Here is a 23,017-nt window from a genome sequence, read left to right as displayed (position 1 = left end):
CGCCCTCTTCTCCTTCATGCTCGCGAGCGTTGATATTCCGCCCGTTCGTTTCAATATTCCAGTTCCAGCATCAACGTTGCAAGCGGTGGAATGGTGACATTGGCCCACCCCTCTTCATCAGCGACGACAATTCCCATATTTCCCGCGCCGCTGCCCCCATAGTCGACGGCGTCGCTGTTGACGATTTCCCGCCAGCGGCCGCCGGAGGGAAGGCGCATCCTGTATCCGTGGCGCAATGTGGGCGTGAAGTGGCTGATGACGACGATGGGCGCCACGCCGGGCGCGCGTCGCACCCAGGCGAAGACCGAGTCCGCCGCCGCATCGACCAGGACCCAGTCGAACCCCTCCGGCTCGCAATCGCGGGCATGCAGCGCAGGACGGGAGCGGTAGAGGCGGTTGAGGTCGCTCAGCAGCAACTGCACGCCCCGATGCGGCGCGTGATCGAGCAAATGCCAGTCCAGCGCCCGCGCCTCGCTCCATTCATCGCGCTGGGCGAATTCCTGCCCCATGAACAGCAGCTTCTTGCCCGGATAGCCCCACATCATCGTGTAATAGGCGCGCAGGGTCGCGAATTTCTGCCAGTCGTCCCCCGGCATCTTGTGCAGCAGGGAAGCCTTGCCATGCACCACCTCGTCATGGCTCAGCGCCAGCACGAAATTCTCCGTAAAGGCGTAGAGCAGGCCGAAGGTGATGTCGTCATGGTGATGGGCGCGGTGCACCGGATCACGCGCCAGATAGCGCAGCGTGTCGTGCATGAAGCCCATATTCCATTTGAAGCCGAAGCCCAGGCCCCCTTCATGGACGGGATGCGACACCTTGGGCCAGCTCGTCGATTCCTCGGCGATGGTCATGACGCCGCCATGGGTGCCGTAGAGCGCCTTGTTCATCTGCCGCAGGAAATCGACCGCCTCCACATTCTCCCGTCCGCCCTGGCTGTTGGGGATCCATTCCCCTTCCTTGCGGGAATAGTCGAGATAGAGCATCGAGGCGACGGCATCGACCCGCAGCCCGTCGACATGGTAGCGCTCCGCCCAGAAGAGGGCGTTGTTGACCAGATATTGCGCCACCTCCCGCCGGCCGAAATTGTAGATCGCCGTGTTCCAGTCGGGATGGAATCCCTTGCGCGGATCGGCATGTTCATAAAGGGCGGTGCCGTCGAAACGGGCCAGCCCATGGGCGTCGGTGGGGAAATGGGCGGGCACCCAGTCGAGGATGACGCCCACGCCCGCACGATGCGCGCCATCGACGAAGCGGGCAAAGCCCTCCGGATCGCCAAAGCGCGCGGTCGGCGCGTATAGCCCGGTGGTCTGGTATCCCCAGCTCGGATCATAGGGAAATTCGCTGATCGGCAGGAATTCGATATGGGTAAAGCCCATGCCGACCACATAGGGGATCAACCGTTGGGCAAGGGCATCCCAGCAAAGGAAATTGCCGTCATCGTCGCGCTGCCAGGAACCGGCGTGCACCTCATAGACGGAAACGGGCTCGCGACGCGGATCGGCCTTTTGCCAATAGTCGCGGTGGCGTTCGTCGCCCCAGTCATGGTCCGGGGCGGCCGCCACGACGGAAGCGGTGGCGGGCCGCAATTCGGAGCGGAAGGCGAAGGGGTCGGCCTTCAGCGGCAGGACATTGCCGTCGGGCCCGACAATCTCATATTTATAGGCGCTGCCGACGCCCAGTTCGGGCAGGAAGATTTCCCATATGCCCGCATCCTGGCGACGCCGCATCGGCGCCCGGCGTCCGTCCCAGCGATTGAAGTCGCCCACCACCGACACACGCTGCGCATTGGGTGCCCAGACCGCGAAATGCGTGCCCTCCACCCCTTCATGGGTCATGATATGGGCACCCATCTTGTCGAACAGCCGCGCGTGAGACCCTTCGGCAAAATAATAATCGTCCATCGGCCCCAGTACCGGGCCAAAGCTGTAGGGATCGATCAGCGCATGTTCGCCGCCATCGGCATAGGTCGCCCGGTAACGCAGCGGCTGGCGCTTGCGGATGGCGATCCTGCCGAAGAACAGCCCTTCCGGATGGAGCCGGTCCAACGTGCCGACCGCCTTGCCGTCCAGTCTGCAGGCCTCGACGCGCACCGCGTCCGGCAGGAAGACGCAGGCGGTGAAACCCTTTGCCGCCGGATGGACGCCAAGCGTGGCGAAGGGATCGTCCTCCCGCCCCTCCAGCAGGCGGGCGATCTGTTCCGGGTTCGGGCCCACGCTAGATCCGGCCTCGCTTCAAACCGGCACCTTCCAGATGTCCGTCGCATATTCCCTGATCGTACGGTCCGACGAGAACCAGCCCATGCGGGCGACATTGTGGATCGCCCTGCGCGCCCATAGCGCCTGGTCCTGCCATATTCCGTCCACCCGGCGCTGCGCGGCGGAATAGCTGTCGAAGTCGGCCGCGACCATGAACCAGTCATGATCATGGATGCCCTGCACCAGATCCTTGTACCGTCCCGGATCGTCGGGGGAAAAGACGCCGCTCGCGATCGCATCCAGCGCCTGGCCCAGTTCGCGGCTCTGGCCGATCACCTCGCGCGGGTCGTAGCCCTGGGCGCGCCGTTCGTTCACCTGCGCGGCGGTGAGGCCGAAGATCACGATATTCTCCTCCCCCACATGGTCGCGCATTTCGACATTGGCGCCGTCCAGCGTGCCGATGGTGAGCGCGCCGTTGACGGCGAACTTCATGTTGCCGGTGCCCGACGCCTCCATGCCCGCAGTCGAAATCTGTTCGGACAGGTCCGCCGCCGGAATCATCATTTCCGCCAGCGACACATTGTAGTTGGGCACGAATTGCACCTTCAGCAGGCCATTCACCGCCGGGTCGTGATTGACCGCCCGCGCAACATCGCCCGCCAGTTTGATGATCAGCTTGGCATTGTGATAGCTGGGCGCCGCCTTGCCGCCGAACAGCTTGACGCGCGGCACCCAATGCCGCTCCGGATGCGACCGTATCTGGTCGTAGAGCGACACCGCCTCGATGATGTTGAGCAACTGCCGCTTATATTCATGGATGCGCTTGATCTGGATGTCGAACATGGCCGAAGGATCGATCCGGGCATTGACCCGCTGGCGCAGCAGATCGGCCAGCGCCACCTTGTTGGCGCGCTTGACGCCCAGGAATTTCTCCTGGAACGCGCTGTCGTCGGCGAAGCGGTCCAGCTCGCGCAGCGCTTCGGGATCGTCCATGAAGCGGTCCCCGATCGCTTCCCTGATCAGTTCGAACAGCCCGTGATTGCACTGCATCAGCCAGCGGCGGAAGGTGACGCCATTGGTCTTGTTGTTGATCCGCGTCGGGTAGAGCCGGTGGAAATCGGCAAAAACCGTTTCCTTCATCAATTCGGTATGCAGCGCCGACACGCCGTTGACGCTGTGCGATCCGGCAAAGGCCAGATTGCCCATGCGCACCCGCCGCTCTCCCCCCTCGTCGATCAGGGAGATGGTGCCGATGGCCCGGTCGTCGAACTGGCCCGCGCCATCTTCGGCCTTCAGGCGTCGCGCCTCCCCCAGCAGCCGGCTGTTCACTGCATAGACGATCTGCATGTGCCGGGGCAGCAGCCGTTCGAACAGCGGTACCGGCCAGCTTTCCAGCGCTTCGGGCAGCAGCGTGTGATTGGTGTAGCTGAACGTCCGGCGGGTGATGTCCCACGCCTCGTCGAAGTCGAGGCCGTAATCGTCGAGGAGGAGCCGCATCAGTTCCGCGACGGCAACCGCCGGATGGGTGTCGTTCAGCTGGATCGCCGCCTTGTTCGGCAGGGTGCGTATATCGCCGAAATATTGGATATGCCGCCGGACGATGTCCTGCAGGGATGCGGAAGAGAAGAAATATTCCTGCCGCAGCCGCAATTCCTGACCCGCCGGGGAACTGTCGGCCGGGTAGAGCACGCGCGTGAGCGCCTCCGCCCGATTGCTTTCCGTCAGCGCGCCCAGATGGTCGCCAGCGTTGAAGCGGTCGAGCAGGATCGGATCGATCGGCTGGGCTTCCCACAGGCGAAGCGTGTTGACCCGCTTGCCCCGCCAGCCCGCGATCGGCGTGTCATAAGGCGTGGCGATGACCCGCTCGGCCGGGCGCCAGCGCATCTGGTGGGGACCGGCATCCTCATTTTCCGACGGATCGACCCGGCCGCCAAAGCCGATCTCATAGCTCGCCTCGCGCCGTTCAAATTCCCAGGGATTGCCATGGGTCAGCCAGGTTTCGGGCAGTTCCACCTGCCAGCCGTCCGAAATTTCCTGCCGAAACATGCCGTTCACATAGCGTATGCCATAGCCATAGGCGGGCACGTCCACTGTCGCCATGCTCTCCATGAAGCAGGCCGCGAGCCGGCCAAGGCCGCCATTGCCCAGGGCGGCGTCGGGTTCCAGCGCGGCGATGATGTCGATGTCGACGCCCAGCGACGCCAAGGCCGCCTGCATGTCGTCCAGCATTTCCATGTTGGACGCCGCGTCGCGCATCAGCCGTCCGATCAGGAATTCCAGGCTCAGATAATAGACCCGCCGTCCCTGCTCCTGATAGGTTTTCTCCGTGGAGGCGATCCAGGCGTCGATTACCCGGTCGCGAATGGCGAGGATCACCGCATGCAGCCAGTCATGCGGCTTGGCTGCCGTCGCGTTCTTGCCGATCCGGTAGGTGAGCCGCTCGACGATCTCATGGGCAAGGACCTGTGGGTCGACCTGCCGCGGAGCGGGCTTGGGAAGGGTGGTTTGGCCTTTCAGGTTCATAAATGTGCCCCTTTCGCCTTTGAGTCCAGGCGCGATGATGGCACGCCGTCCCGAGGCGCGCCACCAGCAAATTTTGCAGCGCAGCAATTAATCGGTGCGGCTTTCGGCGATGGCACGGCGAACACCCTGCCTCAACTCGCGACGGACCGGATGGATGCTCGAGGGAAAATGCTGGGTCATGAATATGGCGATCAGCCGCTCGACCGGATCGATGAAGAAGAAGGTGGAGAACACCCCGCCCCAATAATATTCCTGCGTCCGAAGGTCCGTCGCGAAGCCCAGGCCGAAACCGACGCCCGCATAATCCGCTTCGCTGAACATGGAGGAGGACAGGCTGGCCAGGTCGCCGCCGCCGGGCAGATGATTGGCGTGCATCGTCGCGACCGTTTCCGGTTTCAGCAGCCGCACGCCGTCCAGTTCGCCGCCGCGCAGCAGCATCCGCGCGAAGCGGTGGTAATCAGCCACGGAGGATAGGAGGCCGCCGCCGCCCGAACGTAGCCTGAGCGGCCTGCGCCATCCGCTGCGCGCGCCCCGGTCGTAGAGCGAAAGCGTGCCGTCCGGTGCCCACTGCCACGCGTCCGTCATCCGCTCGACCCGGTCCTCCGGCAGTTCGAAGAATGTGTCGGGCATGCCCAGCGGATCGAAGATGCGCTCGCGAAAATAGCGCTCCAGGTCAAGGCCGCTCAGCCGTTCGACCACGATGCCCAGCACATCGGTGGAAACCGAATAGTTCCATCGGTCACCAGGCGAAAATTCCAGCGGCAGCGCGGCGAGGGTCGCAATGAAGTCGTCGGAACTGCGCTTCTGCTGGAACTCGTCCAGGCCAAGATCGCGATAGCGCGCGTCAATGGCCGTCTGCCGCTGCAATCCATAGGTCAGGCCAGAGGTGTGCCGCAACAGGTCGATCATCAGTATCGGTCGCCGCATCCGCCCGATTCCATCGGCGCCGACGGCGAGGTCGGCAAATTCCGGCAGCACCTTCACCACCGGATCGTCCAGCGCGACCAGCCCCTGTTCCACCAGCATCATGAAGGCGACCGATGTCACCGGTTTGGTCATGGAGGCGATGCGGTAAAGCGCGTCGTCGCCCAGCGGCTCGCCGGTGGCGCGCGCCGCGCCGCTGCGGACGGAGACGATCGGCTGCTCGTCACGCGACACGAGCAACTGCATATGGGGCAGCTTGCCGGGCGCGACATAGCGATCATGGACAAAATCGGCCAGCGCCTGCAATTTTCCGGCATTCATGCCGGCCGCTCGCGCCGCCGCCACGTCCACCTGCCCGATTAGCTGCATCGATCCTCCTGCCGACCTGACCATCCAGGACGGATCGACATTCAGTCCTGGCGGCCTGCAAATGGCGGCTTTCCGTGCTTCCGGTGCTCACCTACTGGAAGCAGGCTGCGCGCCGGGTCACGAAAAATCACCATTTTCGGCTCGTCATCACCTGAATGTCGATCCGTCCTAGAACAGGCATGGCCGCGGGTAAATGGCAAGATCCCATGGACCGCTTGCCCGTTGCAACGCCCTCATCGGCCCTTTATGGCAACCGCCTGATCCCACTGGACGCACGTTCTTCATGGCTACCGGCCTCTCCGCCATCTTCCTGAACAATCGCCCTGCTCTGCTGCGGTTTTTGCGCGCGCGCGGCGCGGGCGATGAGTCCGAGGATCTGTTGCAGGACATGTGGATGAAGCTGGAGGAGAAGGATCTCGGCCCGATCGCCGATCCCCTGCCCTATCTCTACCGCATGGCGAACAACCTGATGCTCGATCGCTATCGGTCCGCCACGCGGCGGGAGCGGCGCGAACAGGATTGGGCGGAGGGTGCAGGCGGCGTGATGGCCGATCCGTCGGAGGATATCGCCGTCGATGAAAGGTTGGTCCTGAACGAACGGCTGGAGGAGGCCCGCGCCGTGCTGCGGTCCCTGGGGCCGCGGGTCGAGATGGTGTTCCGTCGCTTCCGTCTGGAGGGCGTGGGACAACGGCTGATCGCGGAGGAACTGGGCGTCAGCCTGACCACCGTGGAGAAGGACCTGCAGAAAGCCTATCGCGCGATGATCGCCCTCAAGCAGAAACTGGATACGGAATGAGGATGGCGGTGGCGTCTGGTTCAGATGAGGGGCTGAAATGAACGGGGCTAAGGCCATGATGAACGAGGAGGCGCTCGGATGGGTCATCCGGACGCGCGATCCCGAATTTGCCGATTGGGAAGCCTTCACCGCCTGGCTGGAGGCCGATCCCGCGCATGCGCCTGCCTATGACGCGCTGATGGCGGCGGACGCCGACCTGGTGCGGATCATTCCTGCAGAGCCGGTCGTCATCGCCGCGCCTGCCAATGATGCGGGCACGCGTGGCTGGCGCTGGCCGAGATCGCTGATCGGCGGCGGCGCAGTGGCCGCGGCGCTGGTCGCGGCGCTGTCTATCGGCATGTGGAACCGCAGCGACATCTACACCGTCACGACCCGGCCCGGCGAAACGCGCACCGTCGCGCTGGATGAAGGCACGCATATCGAACTGAACGGTGGCACCACCATGCGTTTCGATCGCCATGACGCGCGTTTCGCGGCACTCGACAGCGGCGAGGCCGCTTTCACCGTGCGGCATGACCCGGCCGACCCCTTCCGCGTCACAGTGGGCAACGCGCTGTTCGAGGATGCAGGCACCGTCTTCAACATCGTCCGGACCGGCACAGCGACGCGCATCGGCGTGTCGGAGGGCGAGGTCATCTACAATCCGAAGGCGGAGGCGATCGCGCTCCCCGCCGGTCGCGCCCTGACCGATGACGAAAACGGCCTGCGCGTCATGGATATCGCGACCGATGCCGTGGCAAGCTGGCGCCAGGGCCGGCTGAGCTATGCCAATGCCCCGGTAACGCAGATCAGCGCCGACATCGCCCGTTCATTGGGCGTCCGGCTTACCGCCACGCCCGGCGCGGGAGCCATGCGCTTCACCGGCACGATCCGCCTGGACCGGGATCCGGCGCGGTTCTTTGGTCAGGCGGCGCCACTGATGGGCCTTAGCGCCGTCAGGGAAGGCGACGGCTGGCTGTTGAAGGAGGGGGATGGCCCGCCACGCTGACGTCCTGATCGTCACCGCCCTCGCCATGATGGCCGCTTCGCCCGCGCGGGCGGCGGATAGACAGCAAATCAGCATCGCCCCCGGACATTTGGGCGAGGCGGCGATAGCGCTCGGCCGTCAGACCGGAGCCAGCATCGGCATGTCCGACCAGTCGCTGGCCGGCATCGCCACGCCGGCCGTGGCAGGCCGCCTCTCGGTCGAAGCTGCGCTGAAGCGGCTGATCAAAGGCAGCGATGCCAGCATCCGGCGGATCGACGCGACCACATGGCGGATCGTGCGGACTGCCACCGCGCGCGAACAGGGCCGCCCCCACATAGCCCGGCCCGTTGCGCAGGCCGCGCCCGAACCTGCCGACATCATCGTCACCGCGTCCAAGCGCGACACCCCGCTGCCCCGCTATGCCGGCATGGTCGATGTGGTGGGCGATGACGCCTTCACCGCCGCCGAGGCGGCCGGGGGCACCGCCAGCCTGATCTTCCGCGTGGCGAGCCTCAGTTCCACCCATGCCGGCGAAGGCCGCAACAAGCTGTTCATCCGCGCCATCGCCGACAGCGGCGTTGCCGGCCCCACGCAGGCGACGTCGGGCCAGTATCTGGGCGACATGCGGCTCAACTATGCGGCGCCCGACCCTGACCTGCGGCTCTATGACATGCAGGGGGTGGAAGTGCTGGAGGGCCCGCAGGGCACACTCTATGGCGCGGGTTCGCTGGGTGGCATCGTGCGCATGATACCCAATGCGCCCGATCTGGTGCGCACCGGCGGGCAGGCTTCCGCCGGCCTCAGCGCCACGCAACATGGCGCGCCCGGCGGGGACCTGTCCGCGACGATCAACCTGCCGATCCTGACGGAGAAGATCGCGCTGCGCGTCGTTGGGTACGGCGTGCAGGATGGCGGCTATATCGACGACGTCCTGCGCAACAGGCATGACGTCAACCGCATCCGCACCTATGGCGGTCGCGCCGCATTGCGTTTCGCGCCGAACGAGGACTGGACCATGGACCTCACCGGCGTTTTCCAGCGCATCAAGGGCGACGATGCCCAATATGCAGAAAAGGATATCGGCGAACTCGAGCGCGCATCCGCCGTCGCCCAGCCCTATTCGTCCAGCTATGCGCTCGCCAATCTGCGCATCGAAAGGCAGTGGGACAATCTGCGTTTCATCTCGTCCACCGGCTTCGTCCACAACGTCCTGACGGAAAGCTATGACGCGACGCAATATGACCCGTTCGGAGCCGATGCACCCGCCGCCCTGTTCCGGCAAAGGAACAAGGTCGATATCTTCTCGACCGAAAACCGCATTGTCCGCGATCTGGACAATGGTCTGGGCTGGATATTGGGCGCGTCCTATCTGGAAAGCACGTCGGACATCCATCGTTCGCTGACATCCTACAGCGCGGACATCATGCAGCCGCAGGTCATTCCCGGTGTGCCGATGTACGGGCGCGGCATGCCGGCGACGTCGACCGGCGTGCATAACCGCATCCGCGAGGCGACGCTGTTCGGCGAGGCATCCTTCGAACCCGTGCGCGGCCTGATCGCCACGGTCGGTGGCCGGCTGACCAACAGCCGCCTGACCGGCGAGGCGCTCGATCCCATAGCCCTCCTGTCCCTCGCCGCCATTGCGAGGGCCGAGGCGCAGGCGAACCGGAACGAAACGATCTTCCTCCCCTCCTTCTCCCTGCTGACCGACGCCTGGCGGGGAACCACCATCTACGCCCGTTTCCAGCAGGGATTCCGCCCTGGGGGGCTGGCGGTCGACGACCAGCATATCCAGCGTTTCCGCAACGACCGCGCCTCCACGCTGGAACTGGGCTTTCGCCGGGGCATTCCTGGGGTCGACAGGATCGCGCTGACCGGCAATCTCGCCTATACGAGGTGGAAGGACATCCAGGCCGACGTCACCGATCGCATCGGCATCCCGACCACCGACAATATCGGGGACGGACGCATCTATACGGTGGAGGGGCGCGTCGTCGTCCGCCCCATCCCGCGCCTGACGCTGGACGGCAGCATCATCTTCAACGACAGCCGGCTCAACCGTCCGGCGCAGTTCGTGCGGCTGCTGTCCTACGAAGGGCAGTCGCTGAGCCTGCCCAATGTCGCCAATCTGGGCGGGCGCATCGGCGTCGACTACCGCGCGCGTGTGGGAGACGAGATGCAACTCCATCTCAGCGGATCGGCCCGCTATGTCGGCAAGTCGCGCCTGGGCGTCGGACCGATATTGGGACGCGAACAGGGCAATTATGTGGACACGGCGTTCAACGCCGCGCTGACCCGCGGACCCATGCAATGGTCGCTATCTCTCACCAACCTGTTCGACAGCAGCGGCAACCGCTTCTCGCTGGGCACGCCGTTCGACATCAGCGGCGATTATGTGACGCCCCAGCGTCCCCGGACGGTCCGGCTGGGGATGGATTTCGCCTTCTGATCCTGCGTCTCATTATTTTTAGGTGACGGACCGGCCGGTCCGGCGCCGTCTCCCCCGCATGCGCGCTCATCGACAAGAGGCGCGGCACGCAGAGGAGACATCATGCGCAATCTACTGGCCTGTACGGCCATCGCTTCCGTTCTGGCCGCTCTTGCAGTGGCCGATGCGGCGGCGGAAACCACCATAGGTTCCTCCACCACGACGGCGGTCAGGACAGCCACCGCCGCCAACGGCGCCCCCGATGACGTGACGGTCAGTTCCGCAGGATCGGTCACCCTGACCAGCGGCACCGCCATCACCCAGGACAGCAACAACAATGTCAGCAATGCAGGTACGCTGAAGATTTCGAACGCGGACGGCGCGACCGGCATTCTTTCGATCGCGGGCGTGAGCGGCAACATCGGCAACAGCGGCACGATCACCCTGGACGAGGATTATACGGCCACCGACACCGACAATGACGGCGATCTGGACGGCCCCTTCGCCAAGGGTTCGAACCGCTACGGCATCTGGGTCCAGTCCGGCGCGGCGCATATCGGCAATATCGACAGCAGCGGAACCATCACGGTGGAGGGCAACCAGTCGGCCGGGATCCGCATCGATGCGCCGCTGACCGGCAATCTGTCGACCAGCGGCTCCACCAGCGTGCTGGGCGACAATGGTTATGGCGTGCTGGCCAATGCGGTCACGGGCAATGTCACGATCCGCGGAACGACCACGGTCACGGGCGCCAACAGCATTGGCGTGGCCCTGCAGGGGGACGTGAACGGAGCGGTCAAGATCCAGGGCACGATCACCAGCACCGGCTACCGCTACACGACGCGGCCCAGTGACATTTCCAAACTGGACCCCGACGATCTGCTTCAGGGTGGATCGGCGGTGACGATCGCCGGCAATGTGACCGGCGGCGTCATCTTCGACATCCCGCCCACGCTCGACAGCACGAAACCGGACGTCGACAATGACGGCCTGCCCGACGCTACCGAAGGGTCCGCCAATATCATCACCTATGGCTCGGCCGCTGCGGTGCAGATCGGCTCGGCCACGGCGGCCACGACCATCGGCGCGGTGGCAGCCGACAGTTCCGGCTATGGCCTGATCGTCAAGGGAACGATCATCGGACAAGGCGTCTATGATGGCGTGAACGCCAACGGCCTGGTCATTGGCGGGCTGGGCGGCAATGTCACGCTGACCAAGGGATTGCTGGTGTCGGGATCGGTCGGCGCGGTATCCTATGACAGCAATGCCACGGCCATTCGCCTGGGCAGCGGCACCATGGCGGATACCATCCAGATCGGCGGCACGGTGGGCGCGTCGGGTTCGAAACTTGCCGGCACCTCCGCCCGCGCGCTGGTGATCGATGCAGGCGCGACGAGCCGCGCCATCGTCAACAGCGGCACCATCTCCGCCAGCGCGATCAGCAGCACGGACGGCGCGGCCATCGCCATCCTCGATGCGTCGGGCACGGTATCCTCCCTGTCCAACAGCGGTGCGATTTCGGCAACGGGGGGCAAGAGCGGATCGAACGTCGCCATCGATATGACCGCCAACAGCAGCGGCGTTACCCTGACGCAGTCGCTTGCCTCGGCGACCGCGACGGCGCCGAAGATCACCGGGGACGTGCGGCTGGGGTCGGGCAATGATGTCATGACCGTGTCGGCAGGCAGCATCGCGGGCAATGTCGACCTGGGCGGGGGCAGCAACAGCCTGGCGCTGTCCGGTTCCTCCACCCTGGCGGGCAATGTGGCCATGGGCGGAAATGGTTCCAGCCTGGCGCTCTCCGGAAGTTCGCAGATCAACGGCGGCGTGGATTTCGGCGGGGGTCCATCGACGCTGACCCTCTCCGGCACCGCGGCCCTGAATGGCGCCATCAGCAATGCCGGCAATACCGCAGTCGTCGTGAACGGCGGCATGCTCAACGCCAGCAACAATGGTCCCGTCGCGCTTGCCTCGCTAGCCGTCGGCGCATCATCCGTCATCGGCGTGACGGTCGACACGGCCAATGGCACCAATACGCTCTACAATGTCGCCGGAGCCGCAACCTTCGCCAGCGGATCGCAGGTGAAGGCGACCCTGACCCGCGTTGCCGGGTCCGAAGGCAATTATGTCATCGTCCGCGCCGGATCGCTGAACGGCACGCCTGCCCTCTCCAGCACGACGCTGATCCCCTATATGTTCAAGGGCGGCATCACCAGCAATGCGGCCACGGGGGAAGTGACCCTGTCGATCGCCGCCAAGACCGTGTCCGATCTGGGCCTGACCGGATCACAGGCGCGCGCCTATGACGCGATCTTCAACGCGCTGGACAAAGACAGCGCCTTTGCCAGCAACTATCTTGCCATTACCGACGGCGACACGCTGAAGGCCAATCTGCAGCAGATGCTGCCCGACCATGCCGGCGGCACGTTCGAGGCGGTGACCGCCGGTTCGCGCGCCACCGCCCGCATCCTGGCCGATCCGGGCGGCATCTATCGCACGGCTGACGGCAATCTGGGTTTCTGGCTGCAACAGGTCGCGTTCGGCAGCTCCAAGAGCGTGGGCGACACGGCGTCCTATGACATCAATGGATGGGGTGCGAGCCTTGGCGCGGAATATCTGACGGGGATCGGCGCGCTGGGCGCATCCATCGCCTATATTCACGGCAGCGATTCGTCCGGCAGCAACGACAATGTGGTCGATTCGGATCAGTTCGAACTGGCGGCACACTGGCGCGGCGATTTCGGGCCGTTCCAGACCTATGCCCGTGTTTCGGCCGCCCATATCGACTTTCGCGGCGGTCGCCACTTTGCATCCGGCGACCTCGTCCGCACGGCGAACGGCGACTGGTCGGGCAAGCTCTATTCGGCGACGTTGGGCGGGTCCTATGAAATGCGCTTCAATCGCTTCACCCTGCGGCCGGCGGCCGGCATCGACTATTACAGGCTGAAAGAAGGCGGCTATAGCGAAACGGGCGGCGGCGACGCGTTCGACCTGATCGTCGACAGCCGCACCAGCGACGAGCTGACCGCCAGCGGCAATGTCACCGTCGGCTACGACTTCGGCAGCCGCAACCGCGAGGACGGCTGGATGCGGTTCGAGCTGGAGGGCGGGCGTCGGCAGATCATCGGCGGATCGCTGGGCGACACGACCGCGCATTATGTCGGCGGCGAGGACTTCACCCTGATCGCGGACAAGCGCACCAGCGGCTGGACCGGGCGCGCGCGCCTGATCGGCGGCACCGAGAGTTTCCGCGTCGGCGGCGAATTCGGAGCGGAACAACAACAAAATCACGTCGCCCTGTCCCTGCGGGCGACGGTTAACTTCATCCTGTGACGTCCTAGCAGTGAATTGGCGGGCCACACCCCACAGACCCTCCGGGCCCGCCGATCCGCCATGACCTAAGCCGTCTTCCCAACGGTGTCATGGCCCTAAAGGAAGGGGCGCTGCCTTCCCCCGGCAGCGCCCCTTTTATTGTCCCGCCTTCAGGGCCGGATCGCGAAATCGAAGATTCGCGCGCCGCCCGTGCCCCCGCCCCACATGCCGGGCCCGGAGCCGGCACTGACGGAATAGAGAAAGCCATATTCGCCCGTGCCCAGATCCACCCTCGGCATGACCTTGAAGACGCCGGGCGCCACCTGCTCATAATCGAAGGCGATGCGGTCCTTGTCCATCACGCCCGATTTGGCGCCGCCCAGATTCATGCTGCCGACGCGGGTTTCGCGACGGTCCTTCTTCACATCGAACTGGATCAGGCTGAATTCATTGGGCGAGGTGATCGCCGTCGCCGGCCCTGCCAGCCAGAGAGACGGCGCCCCTGCCTGCGACAGGCTGCGATTGGCCTCATCGAAATAGAAGTAGAAGATGGGCCGCGCCTTGCCCGAGACGATGCGGGCGCTGACATTTGGAATGACCGCCTTGATGCTGAGGGAGGCGATGCCGCCGGTGAAGGCATAGCCCAGGATGCCGCCGGTCTTGCTCTGGTTGGAAATGGTAGGATCGATCCGGGCCATGCGGGCAGGCTCGGCGGCGTCGACCAGCATGTAGATGCCGGAGGGATGCGGCACGAGCGGATCGGGCGAGTCCGCCGACATCGCCGCCTTGGCGGAGGTGATGCCCTGCGATCCCGCCTCGATCATCGCGGCGATAACGGGGCCGGAAACGCCGCTCTTCTTGAGCGCGATCAGGTCATCGGTGGAGAGCCTGTACTGGGCCGGCGAAGCCTTGATCTTCGCGATCACGGCTTCATCCCCCAGGCCCGCCGAAACCAGCGCGACGACGCTGTCATTGTTGAGCGTTTCCGCCCGCGCCGCGACGGTCGCGACGCATGCCGCGAGGCACAGCCCCGCGACGAAAATCCCCCTGTTCATATCCACCCCCCATTGAAGGCCGGCATCCCCATGCCGGCCCTAGAAACAGATCAGCCCAATGCCTTCCTGACGAGTTCATTGACGACCTGCGGATTGGCCTTGCCCTGCATGGCCTTCATCGTCTGGCCGACAAAGAAGCCGAACAGCGCCTCCTTGCCCGCCTTATATTGTTCGACCTTGTCGCCATTATCGGCAAGAACCCTGGCCACCGCCGCTTCGATCGCGCCGGTGTCGCTCGTCTGCTTCAGGCCCTTTTCCTCGACGATCTTCGGCGCGCTCTCGCCGGTTTCGAGCATGATCTCGAACACCTGCTTGGCAATGGTGCCGCTGATCGTGCCGTCGGCGATGAGGGCCAGCAGTTCCGCGCCCTCTTCCGGGTTGACGGGACTTTCCTCCAGCGTCTTGCCCAGGCGGTTGAGCGCACCGTAAAGTTCCGACAGCAGCCAGTTGGCCGAAGCCTTGGCGACCTCGCCCTCGCTCTTCTTCTGGATGCGCGCGCCCTCTGCCAGCAGCGCCTCGAACCAGCGCGCGGTGTCGGCGTCGGCGGTCAGCGTGGCGGCATTATAGGCGGACAGGCCCAGCGCCTGCTCATAGCGCTGACGCTTGGCGTCGGGCAGTTCCGGCAGCGACTGGCGGCATTCCTCCAGAAAGGCGTCGTCCAGTTCCAGCGGCAACAGGTCCGGATCGGGGAAATAGCGATAGTCATGCGCGTCTTCCTTCGACCGCATGGAGCGCGTCTCATTCCGGTCCGGATCGTAGAGGCGGGTTTCCTGCACCACCTTGCCGCCGGCCTCCAGCACGTCGACCTGACGGCTGGCCTCATGTTCGACGACAGCCATGACGAAACGGACGGAATTGACGTTCTTCGTCTCGGTGCGGGTGCCAAAGGGTTCGCCCGGCTTGCGGACGGACACATTGACGTCGGCGCGCATCGACCCCTGGTCCATATTGCCGTCGCACGACCCGACATAGCGCAGGATCGTCCTGAGCTTCGACAGATAAGCGCCTGCCTCTGCGGGAGACCGCATGTCGGGCTTCGACACGATCTCCATCAGCGCCACGCCGGAACGGTTGAGGTCGACATAGGAGCGCGTCGGATGCTGGTCATGCATCAGCTTGCCGGCGTCCTGCTCGACATGGATGCGCTCGATGCCGATGGTCTTGGTGCTGCTGTCGGGGTTCTTCTCGTCCAGCGTGATCTCGATCTCACCCTCGCCCACCAGCGGGTGGTAGAGCTGGCTGATCTGGTAGCCCTGCGGCAGGTCGGCGTAGAAATAATTCTTGCGATCGAAGCGGGACCATTTGTTGATCTGCGCCCTGATCGCCATGCCGGTGCGCACCGCCTGACGGATGCACTCGCGGTTCGGCACGGGCAGCATGCCGGGCATGGCCGCGTCGACAAGGCTAACCTGAGTGTTCGGTTCCGCGCCGAAAGCAGTCGCCGCGCCGGAAAAGAGTTTGGCGTTGCTTGTAATCTGCGCATGGACCTCAAGGCCAATCACGACCTCCCACAAACCCGTAGCGCCCTGAACGCGAAATATCGTCTCAGTCATTTTCTTGTCCTCAAGTGTTCCTGCGAAAACAGGAACCCAGGGTGAGTGCAGAGCCCAGGAGGCCCTGGGCTCCTGCTTTCGCAGGAGCACGGTTTCGTTACCACCACTTCTCCGGCCGCGCCGTGAAGCCTGCGCGTTCCTCGATGGCGAGGCCAGCGTTCAGCACGGTCTGCTCGTCCAGCGCCTTGCCAATAACCTGCAAGCCCAAGGGCAGCCCTTGCGCGTCCAGCCCGCCCGGCACCGCCATGGCAGGCAGACCCGCCAGCGACGCAGGCACGGTGAAGACGTCGTTCAGATACATGGCGAGCGGATCAGCCTGCTTCTCGCCCAGCGCGAAGGACGCGCTCGGCGCGGTGGGCGTCAGCAGCAGGTCGCACCTTTCGAAAGCCTGTTCGAAATCGCGCGCGATCAGCGCCCGGACCTTCTGCGCCTGCGTATAATAGGCGTCGTAGAAGCCCGCCGACAGCACATAGGTGCCGATCATGATGCGGCGCTTGACCTCCGGCCCAAAGCCCAAGGCACGCGTCGCAGCATACATGTCCTGCAGGCCCGCCCCATCGGGCAGGTCGCGCTGGCCATAGCGCACGCCGTCATAGCGGGCGAGGTTCGAAGAAGCCTCGGCGGGCGCGATGATATAATAGGTCGGCAGCGCATATTTGGTATGCGGCAGCGACACCTCCACCACCTCGGCGCCCGCGTCCTTCAGCCATTCGATGCCGCGATCCCACATGGCGGAGATTTCCGCGTTCAGACCGTCAGGCCGATATTCCTTGGGGATGCCGACCTTCTTGCCGCGCAGATCGCTGGAAAGTCCCGCTTCCCACTGCGGCACAGCCAGATCGAGCGAGGTCGAATCCTTGGGATCGAAGCCCGCCATCGTCTCCAGCAGGATCGCATTGTCGCGCACCGTCCGCGCCATCGGCCCAGCCTGGTCGAGCGAGGAGGCGAAGGCCACGATGCCCCAGCGCGAGCAGCGACCGTAGGTCGGCTTGATGCCCGAAATGCCCGTGAAGGCCGCCGGCTGGCGGATCGAGCCGCCCGTGTCGGTCCCGGTCGCCGCAGGGCAGAGCCGCGCAGAGATCGCGGCGGAGGAGCCGCCCGAGGAACCGCCCGGCGCCAGCGCGGCATTGTCGCCGCCGCCGCGCCGCCAGGGCGAGATCACATTGCCGTAATAGCTTGTCTCGTTCGACGAACCCATGGCGAACTGGTCGAGATTGAGCTTGCCCAGCATGCCCGCGCCCGCGTCCCACAGCTTCTTCGATACGGTGGATTCATAGGTCGGCGTGAAGCCTTCCAGCATGTGGCTGGCAGCGGTCGTCTGCACGCCCTCTGTGCAGAAGAGGTCCTTCATGCCGATCGGCACGCCCGAAAGCGGCTTCAAAGCCTCGCCCGCAGCCTTCGCCCTGTCGGCGGCGTCGGCGGCCTCCAGGGCCTTTTCCGGGGTCTCGACGATGAAGGCATTCAGCGCCTTGGCGGCGGCGACATTGGCGTTGAACGCCTCTGCCACTTCGCGCGCGGAAAAGTCACCGCCACGGAAGCCGTCGCGGATTTCCGCCACCGTCAGATCAGTCAGCGCGCTTTTGTCTGTAGGATTTGACATTATTCGATCACCTTCGGCACCGCGAAGAAGCCATGTTCGGCCTGCGGCGCATTGGCCAGCACCCGGTCGCGGACATTGCCGTCGGTGACGACATCCTCGCGCAGGCGCAGCGTGTTGGGAATGACGGCGGTCATCGGCTCCACGCCGGTCACGTCCACCTCGCCCAGTTGCTCCACCCAGCCAAGGATGTTGTTGAGTTCGGGCACCATCGCCTCGGCTTCGGCATCCGTCACCGAAATGCGCGAAAGGCTGGCGATCTTCTTTACGGTCTGAAGGTCTATCGACATGCGCCGCCGCTACCATCGGCACCTTCATGCTTCAAGTCCTTGCGCGCATGTTGCGCTTGCGCCAGACAGGAAAGCATCTGCACAGCATCCCGATGGAGAGCGCCGATTGGCCCGCAAATTTCTCTATGTCGTAGCCGGCCTGATCGTGCTGGTCATCGCGGCATTGCTGGCCTATCGCATCTGGGGCATGCAGATGATCCGGGCGGTCATGGTCCCGCGGGAGGCCTTTGCGCAGATTCAGCCCTTGCCGGCCAACGCCTATGACGATGCCGGCATGTGGATCGCGCGGCCGGACATCAGGAAGGACAATCCCGCCGCCTGGCTGCCGGAGGGGGTGAAGGACGCGCCCGCCAGCGACAAGGCTGCGGTCTTCTTCATCCACCCGACATCCTACATCACGACGCTGGGCGACGCGCATTGGAACATGCACCTGGACGACCAGGATTCGCTCGCGACGGCGCGGCGCTTCGTGCAGAATCAAGCGAGCGCCTTCAACGCGGTGGGCGCCATCTGGGCGCCGCGCTACCGCCAGGCCAATTATGGCGCCTTCCTGACCGACAAGCCCGCGGGCGACCAGTCGCTCGCCGCGGCCTATCGCGACGTCGCCCAGGCCTTCGCCGCCTTTCTCAAGGCCAATCCGCAGGGGCCGCTGATCCTCGCCGCGCATAGCCAGGGTTCGTTCCATCTGCTGAGGCTGCTGCGCGAGCAGGTGGCGGGAAAGCCGGTCGCTGACCGCATCGCCGCCGTCTATGCCGTGGGCTGGCCGATTTCGGTCGAGGCCGACCTGCCGGCGCTTGGCCTTCCCGCATGCGCGCGGCGGCGGCAGTCGCATTGCATCGTGAGTTGGCAAAGCTATGCCGAACCGGCCGATCCATCGGCCGCGATCGAGAGTTTCGAGCGCAAGCCCAGCTTCACCGGCCGGCCGCACAAGGGCACGCATATGCTCTGCACCAATCCGATCACCGGCGCCTTCAATGGCGCGGCCCCCGCCAGCGCCAATCGCGGCACGCTGGATGCGCGGGACGCCGGCAAGCCCACCCGGCTGGTCGCCGGCGTCGTCCCGGCGCGCTGCGACACCAGTGGCGTGCTGATGATCGGGGAACCGGTGGACATGGGTCCGTTCACCTTGCCGGGCAATAATTATCACGTCTATGACTATGCGCTGTTTTGGGCCGATGTGCGCGAGGATGCGAAACAGCGGCTGGCCGCCTTTCTGAAGAAGTAAACATGTCCATTGTCACTGCCGACCGCGCGGTTTTCCGCGAAGCCCTGCCCCATGGCGGCCGCCTGATCGGGCTGGATGTCGGCACCAAGACGATCGGCCTTGCGCTCTGCGATGCGGAATGGTCCATCGCCAGCCCGGCCCATACGGTCAGCCGCGGCAAGTTCACCAAGGACAAGATCGCGCTGGCGGCTTTCATGGAGCAGCAGTTGGTGAGGGGCGTCGTGATCGGCCTGCCGCTCAACCTGGACGGCAGCGAATCCCCGCGCAGCCAGGCCAGCCGCGCCTTTGCCCGAAACATCGCGGACATGGGCCTGCCGATCCTGCTGTGGGACGAGCGCTGGTCGACGCAGGCGGTGACGCGGACGCTGCTGGAGGCGGATGCCAGCCGTGCGCGGCGGGAGGAATTGGTGGACAAGCTCGCCGCGAGCTATATTTTGCAGGGCGCGATCGACGGGCTGATGTCCGGGTTCTGACGCCCTGCCCTACTCCTCGAAGCCCTACTCTTCGAAGGCGGAGATGATCGGGCAAGGCCCCTCCTGGGAGGCATGGCAGGCACCGGCCAGTCGCCGCAGACTGTCCCTTGCCGCTTCCAGTTCCGCGATCTTCCTGTCCAGCGCCGCCAGCCGCTCCGCCGCCAGTTCACGCGCCCGTGCGCGATCCTGACCGGCGTCCAGCCGCAGCAACTCACCGATCTGATCCAGGGTGAAGCCGGCCGCCTGTGCCGCGCGGATGAACTTCAAACGCCGCACATCGTCCTCGCCATAGCGTCGCACGCCACCGGCAAGGCCGCCGCCCTCCGGCCGGTCGGGCGTGTCCAGCAGGCCGCGACGCTGATAAAAGCGTATGGTCTCGACGCCCACGCCGCCCGCGCGCGCCAGACCGGAAATCGTCATCACCATGCTTGACTCCGGACCATGGTACGGACCCCATATGGGATGCGAAGCGAAACTCTCCAGAGAAAGCGATGCGATGACCACAGCCGCCGCCGAAGCTCCGCGCAAAGCAGAGCTTTATCGCATGGTGATGCCCGACCACATCTGCCCCTTCGGCCTCAAGGCCCGCTGGCTGCTGAAGCGAAAAGGCTATGCTGTCGATGATCACTGGCTGACCAGCCGTGCCGAAACCGACGCCTTCAAGGCCGCGCACAATGTCGCGACGACGCCGCAGATCTTCATCGACGGGCAAAGGATCGGCGGCCATGACGACCTTCGCCGTTTTTTCGGCCTGAAGGTCGCCGACCCGCAGGCGAAAAGCTATACGCCCGTCCTCGTCGTCTTCGCGGTGGCGGGCTTGCTCGCGCTCGTGACCAACTGGCTGACCGCCCTGCCCCTGCTCGGCATCATGACGGCGGAACGCTTCATCGCGATCGCCATGATGCTGCTCGCCATGCTGAAATTGCAGGATGTGGATCGCTTTGCGACGATGTTCCTGAACTACGACCTGCTTGCCCGCCGCCTTGTCCCCTATGGATATGTCTATCCGTTCCTTGAACTGGGCGCAGGCACGCTGATGCTGGCGCGAGCGCTCGACTGGCTGTCGATCCCCGTGGCGCTGTTCATCGGCGGGATCGGCGCGGTTTCGGTGTTCAAGGCGGTCTATCTCGAAAAGCGCGAACTCAAATGCGCCTGCGTCGGCGGCAGCAGCAATGTGCCGCTGGGCTTCGTGTCCCTGACGGAAAATGTCATGATGGTAGCCATGGCGCTGTGGATGCTGGCCGCGCATTGAGCAAAAACGAAAAATAGAGCGATTTCCAAGCGATCGGAACCGATCGCTGGTCAGGAAATCGCGGAAAACAAGGAATCTGGAGCGGCGCTCAACCGTGCGGTGGCGGATCAGAGGACTTCTGATGAGGCCCTGCTTCTGCCTTCGCTCCAGGATATCGAGGCGATCAGGCCTCTACCCACTCGGCCGAAGCGATGCCCTGCGCATAGAGCAGCACGGAGAGGTCGCCATGCACGATTTCGGCCGCCGCCGCTTCCCGCGTCCTGGGCTTGGCATGATAGGCGACGCCCAGCCCGGCCCCCTGGATCATCGGTATATCATTGGCGCCGTCGCCCACGGCGAGTGTCAGCGGCCGATCGATCCCGTCGTTGATCGCCGCCTCCAGCTCCATCCGTTTGCGCGCAGCGTCCACGATCGGAAGCGTCACCGTGCCCAGCAGGGCGCCGTTGGCGATCTCCAGCACATTGGCGACGGCGTCGTCGAAGCCAATCTCCTCCGCCACCGGGCCAGTGAAGCGCGTGAACCCGCCCGATACGAGCAGCGTCCTCGCCCCCCTCTGCTTCATCGTGCGCACCAGCGCTTTTGCGCCCGGCATGATCTTCACCCGCTCGGTCCGGCATTGGTCGATGGCCGCGTCCGCCAGTCCCTTGAGCAGGGCGACCCGCTCATGCAGCGCGCCGGCAAAGTCGAGTTCGCCGCGCATTGCCCGCTCCGTAATCTCCGCGATCTGCGCCTTGATCCCGGCATAGTCGGCCAGTTCGTCAATGCATTCGACGGTGATCATGGTGGAGTCCATGTCCGCGATCAGCAGCTTCTTCTCACGCCCCTCGGCGGGCTGGACGATCACGTCCGCCCGCTCGCCAACCCCGGTGAGCGCAGCGCGCGCGGCAATCGGATCAAGGCCGAAGAAGATGTCGGCCGCCTTGCCCTCGTCCAGCCACTTGCTATCGACAGGCGCGCAACCCACCGTGGCGAGCCGGCCGGCCGCCTCGGCAATATCCTCCTGACTCAAGGCACCACTTGCCACTAAGGTCGCAACGAACATGGAAACTCCTGACTCAAGGATGGGCGAATCCCGCCCGCGCGTCGCGCTTATTGCCGGGCCAACCGCCAGCGGCAAGAGTGCGCTCGCGGTTCGGCTGGCCCGGATGGCGAACGGCATCGTCATCAATGCGGACGCGAGCCAGGTCTATGCCGACCTTCGGATCCTTTCGGCCCGGCCGGACGAGGAGGAAATGGCGGGCGTTCCACATCGGCTGTTCGGCCATATCGACGGCGCGGAAGCCTGCACCGCCGCGCGCTGGGCGGCTGAGGCGCGCGACGAGATCGGCAAGGCGCATGCGGCGGGGCGCCTGCCCATATTGGTGGGCGGCACCGGCCTTTATCTGCGCACCCTGCTGGACGGTATCGCCCCGGTGCCGGACATCGATCCTGCCATACGCGCTGCCGTGCGCGCTATGCCGGTCGCCGAGGCGCATGCCGCGCTGGCAAGGGAGGATCCCGAGGCGGCCGCCCGCCTCGCCGCCGCAGACACCACTCGCGTCGGCCGCGCGCTGGAGGTGGTGCGATCGACCGGCAAGCCCCTGTCAGAATGGCAACGGCACAAGAGCGGCGGCATAGGCAGGGACATCGCCCTGGCGCCCATGGTCCTGCTGCCCCCGCGCGACTGGCTGATCGACCGCTGCGACCTGCGGTTCGGGCAGATGGTGGACCATGGCGCCGTCGGGGAGGTGGAGGCGCTGCTGGCGCGCAAGCTCTCGGCCGAGCTTCCCGTCATGCGGGCCATCGGCGTCCCGGAGATCGCGGCCTGGCTGGCGGGGGAAATCGACCGCGAAACCATGGTCGAGCGCGGCCGGATCGCGACGCGACAATATGCGAAGCGGCAATATACCTGGTTTTCCCGCCAGCCTCCCGCCGATTGGCCCCGCATCGCCGCGATCATTGATAATCATTTAATGGATGAATTAGTAATAAAATTACAACAATAACTATTGACTAGCCATTTTATGTCCAATAGACGCAGCCGCCTTGCCATCGCTCCGCTTCTGGAGCAGAGGGCGC

At 64.9% G+C, this 23,017-nt stretch carries 17 protein-coding genes; 8 read left to right on the top strand and 9 right to left on the bottom strand.

Features of this window, described 5'->3' with window-relative positions:
* Window positions 1-50: 50 nt before the first annotated feature.
* The 3 genes from glgB to ACN9MX_RS03700 form a co-directional block, all read right to left on the bottom strand.
* Complete coding sequence (gene glgB, locus ACN9MX_RS03710) at window positions 51-2,213, bottom strand: 1,4-alpha-glucan branching protein GlgB (protein WP_363825581.1); 2,163 nt, start codon at window positions 2,211-2,213, stop codon at window positions 51-53.
* A gap of 18 nt (window positions 2,214-2,231) precedes the next feature.
* The gene (locus ACN9MX_RS03705) at window positions 2,232-4,718 is read right to left on the bottom strand and encodes a glycogen/starch/alpha-glucan phosphorylase (protein ID WP_363825580.1); all 2,487 of its coding nucleotides are present in this window, start codon (window positions 4,716-4,718) and stop codon (window positions 2,232-2,234) included.
* 87 nt (window positions 4,719-4,805) lie between these two features.
* Complete coding sequence (locus tag ACN9MX_RS03700) at window positions 4,806-6,011, bottom strand: serine hydrolase domain-containing protein (RefSeq protein ID WP_363825577.1); 1,206 nt, start codon at window positions 6,009-6,011, stop codon at window positions 4,806-4,808.
* A gap of 283 nt (window positions 6,012-6,294) precedes the next feature.
* Between ACN9MX_RS03700 and ACN9MX_RS03695 the strand changes: the two genes are divergently transcribed.
* From ACN9MX_RS03695 to ACN9MX_RS03680, 4 genes are all read left to right on the top strand, one after another.
* On the top strand, window positions 6,295-6,807 hold the full coding sequence (locus tag ACN9MX_RS03695; protein WP_133651998.1) for an RNA polymerase sigma factor: 513 nt from the start codon (window positions 6,295-6,297) through the stop codon (window positions 6,805-6,807).
* Window positions 6,808-6,862: 55 nt separating this feature from the next.
* On the top strand, window positions 6,863-7,795 hold the full coding sequence (locus tag ACN9MX_RS03690) for a FecR family protein (RefSeq protein ID WP_363735388.1): 933 nt from the start codon (window positions 6,863-6,865) through the stop codon (window positions 7,793-7,795).
* Window positions 7,779-10,223, top strand: coding sequence for a TonB-dependent receptor domain-containing protein (locus ACN9MX_RS03685; RefSeq protein ID WP_426387227.1), 2,445 nt, complete (start codon window positions 7,779-7,781; stop codon window positions 10,221-10,223). Before ACN9MX_RS03690 ends, ACN9MX_RS03685 begins: the two co-directional genes overlap by 17 nt.
* Window positions 10,224-10,325: 102 nt before the next feature.
* A complete protein-coding gene (locus tag ACN9MX_RS03680; protein ID WP_363825573.1) occupies window positions 10,326-13,535 on the top strand; it encodes an autotransporter outer membrane beta-barrel domain-containing protein in 3,210 nt (1,069 codons plus the stop codon).
* A 149-nt stretch (window positions 13,536-13,684) separates the two neighbouring features.
* Here ACN9MX_RS03680 and ACN9MX_RS03675 read toward each other — a convergent pair whose 3' ends face one another.
* The 4 genes from ACN9MX_RS03675 to gatC all read right to left on the bottom strand — a co-directional run bounded on the left by ACN9MX_RS03675 (window position 13,685) and on the right by gatC (window position 18,009).
* Window positions 13,685-14,569, bottom strand: a complete 885-nt coding sequence (locus ACN9MX_RS03675; protein ID WP_363825570.1) for a hypothetical protein — start codon at window positions 14,567-14,569, stop codon at window positions 13,685-13,687.
* A 50-nt stretch (window positions 14,570-14,619) separates the two neighbouring features.
* Window positions 14,620-16,122 carry an Asp-tRNA(Asn)/Glu-tRNA(Gln) amidotransferase subunit GatB gene (gene gatB, locus ACN9MX_RS03670; protein WP_363825568.1) on the bottom strand — a complete coding sequence of 501 codons (1,503 nt, stop codon included), beginning with the start codon at window positions 16,120-16,122 and terminating at the stop codon, window positions 14,620-14,622.
* A 97-nt stretch (window positions 16,123-16,219) separates the two neighbouring features.
* Entirely contained in the window at window positions 16,220-17,722 is a 1,503-nt protein-coding gene (gene gatA, locus ACN9MX_RS03665) for an Asp-tRNA(Asn)/Glu-tRNA(Gln) amidotransferase subunit GatA (protein WP_363825565.1), read from the bottom strand.
* Window positions 17,722-18,009, bottom strand: coding sequence for an Asp-tRNA(Asn)/Glu-tRNA(Gln) amidotransferase subunit GatC (gene gatC, locus ACN9MX_RS03660; protein WP_133651941.1), 288 nt, complete (start codon window positions 18,007-18,009; stop codon window positions 17,722-17,724). The genes gatA and gatC overlap by 1 nt, the downstream gene beginning before the upstream one ends.
* 106 nt (window positions 18,010-18,115) lie before the next feature.
* Between gatC and ACN9MX_RS03655 the strand changes: the two genes are divergently transcribed.
* On the top strand, window positions 18,116-19,234 hold the full coding sequence (locus tag ACN9MX_RS03655) for a DUF3089 domain-containing protein (protein WP_363825562.1): 1,119 nt from the start codon (window positions 18,116-18,118) through the stop codon (window positions 19,232-19,234).
* A 2-nt stretch (window positions 19,235-19,236) separates the two neighbouring features.
* Complete coding sequence (gene ruvX, locus ACN9MX_RS03650) at window positions 19,237-19,707, top strand: Holliday junction resolvase RuvX (RefSeq protein ID WP_363734983.1); 471 nt, start codon at window positions 19,237-19,239, stop codon at window positions 19,705-19,707.
* Window positions 19,708-19,731: 24 nt separating this feature from the next.
* On the opposite strand, the gene ACN9MX_RS03645 is transcribed toward ruvX, so the two are convergent.
* Window positions 19,732-20,133: a MerR family transcriptional regulator gene (locus ACN9MX_RS03645; RefSeq protein ID WP_363825559.1), complete on the bottom strand. Its 402-nt coding sequence runs from the start codon at window positions 20,131-20,133 to the stop codon at window positions 19,732-19,734.
* Between the two features lie 70 nt (window positions 20,134-20,203).
* On the opposite strand from ACN9MX_RS03645, the gene ACN9MX_RS03640 reads away from it, so the two are divergent.
* A complete protein-coding gene (locus ACN9MX_RS03640; protein WP_363825556.1) occupies window positions 20,204-20,959 on the top strand; it encodes a glutaredoxin in 756 nt (251 codons plus the stop codon).
* A 163-nt stretch (window positions 20,960-21,122) separates the two neighbouring features.
* On the opposite strand, the gene serB is transcribed toward ACN9MX_RS03640, so the two are convergent.
* Window positions 21,123-22,001: a phosphoserine phosphatase SerB gene (gene serB, locus ACN9MX_RS03635; protein WP_363754124.1), complete on the bottom strand. Its 879-nt coding sequence runs from the start codon at window positions 21,999-22,001 to the stop codon at window positions 21,123-21,125.
* Here serB and miaA point away from each other — a divergent pair.
* Window positions 22,000-22,944: a tRNA (adenosine(37)-N6)-dimethylallyltransferase MiaA gene (miaA, locus tag ACN9MX_RS03630; protein WP_363825553.1), complete on the top strand. Its 945-nt coding sequence runs from the start codon at window positions 22,000-22,002 to the stop codon at window positions 22,942-22,944. The genes serB and miaA overlap by 2 nt on opposite strands.
* The last annotated feature ends 73 nt before the right edge of the window (window positions 22,945-23,017 follow it).

It is taken from the genome of Sphingobium sp. R-21 (assembly GCF_049913335.1).
Lineage (GTDB): Bacteria > Pseudomonadota > Alphaproteobacteria > Sphingomonadales > Sphingomonadaceae > Sphingobium.
The sequence above is the reverse complement of the archived record's forward strand: the minus strand, read 5'-3'. Positions and strand labels throughout refer to the sequence as shown.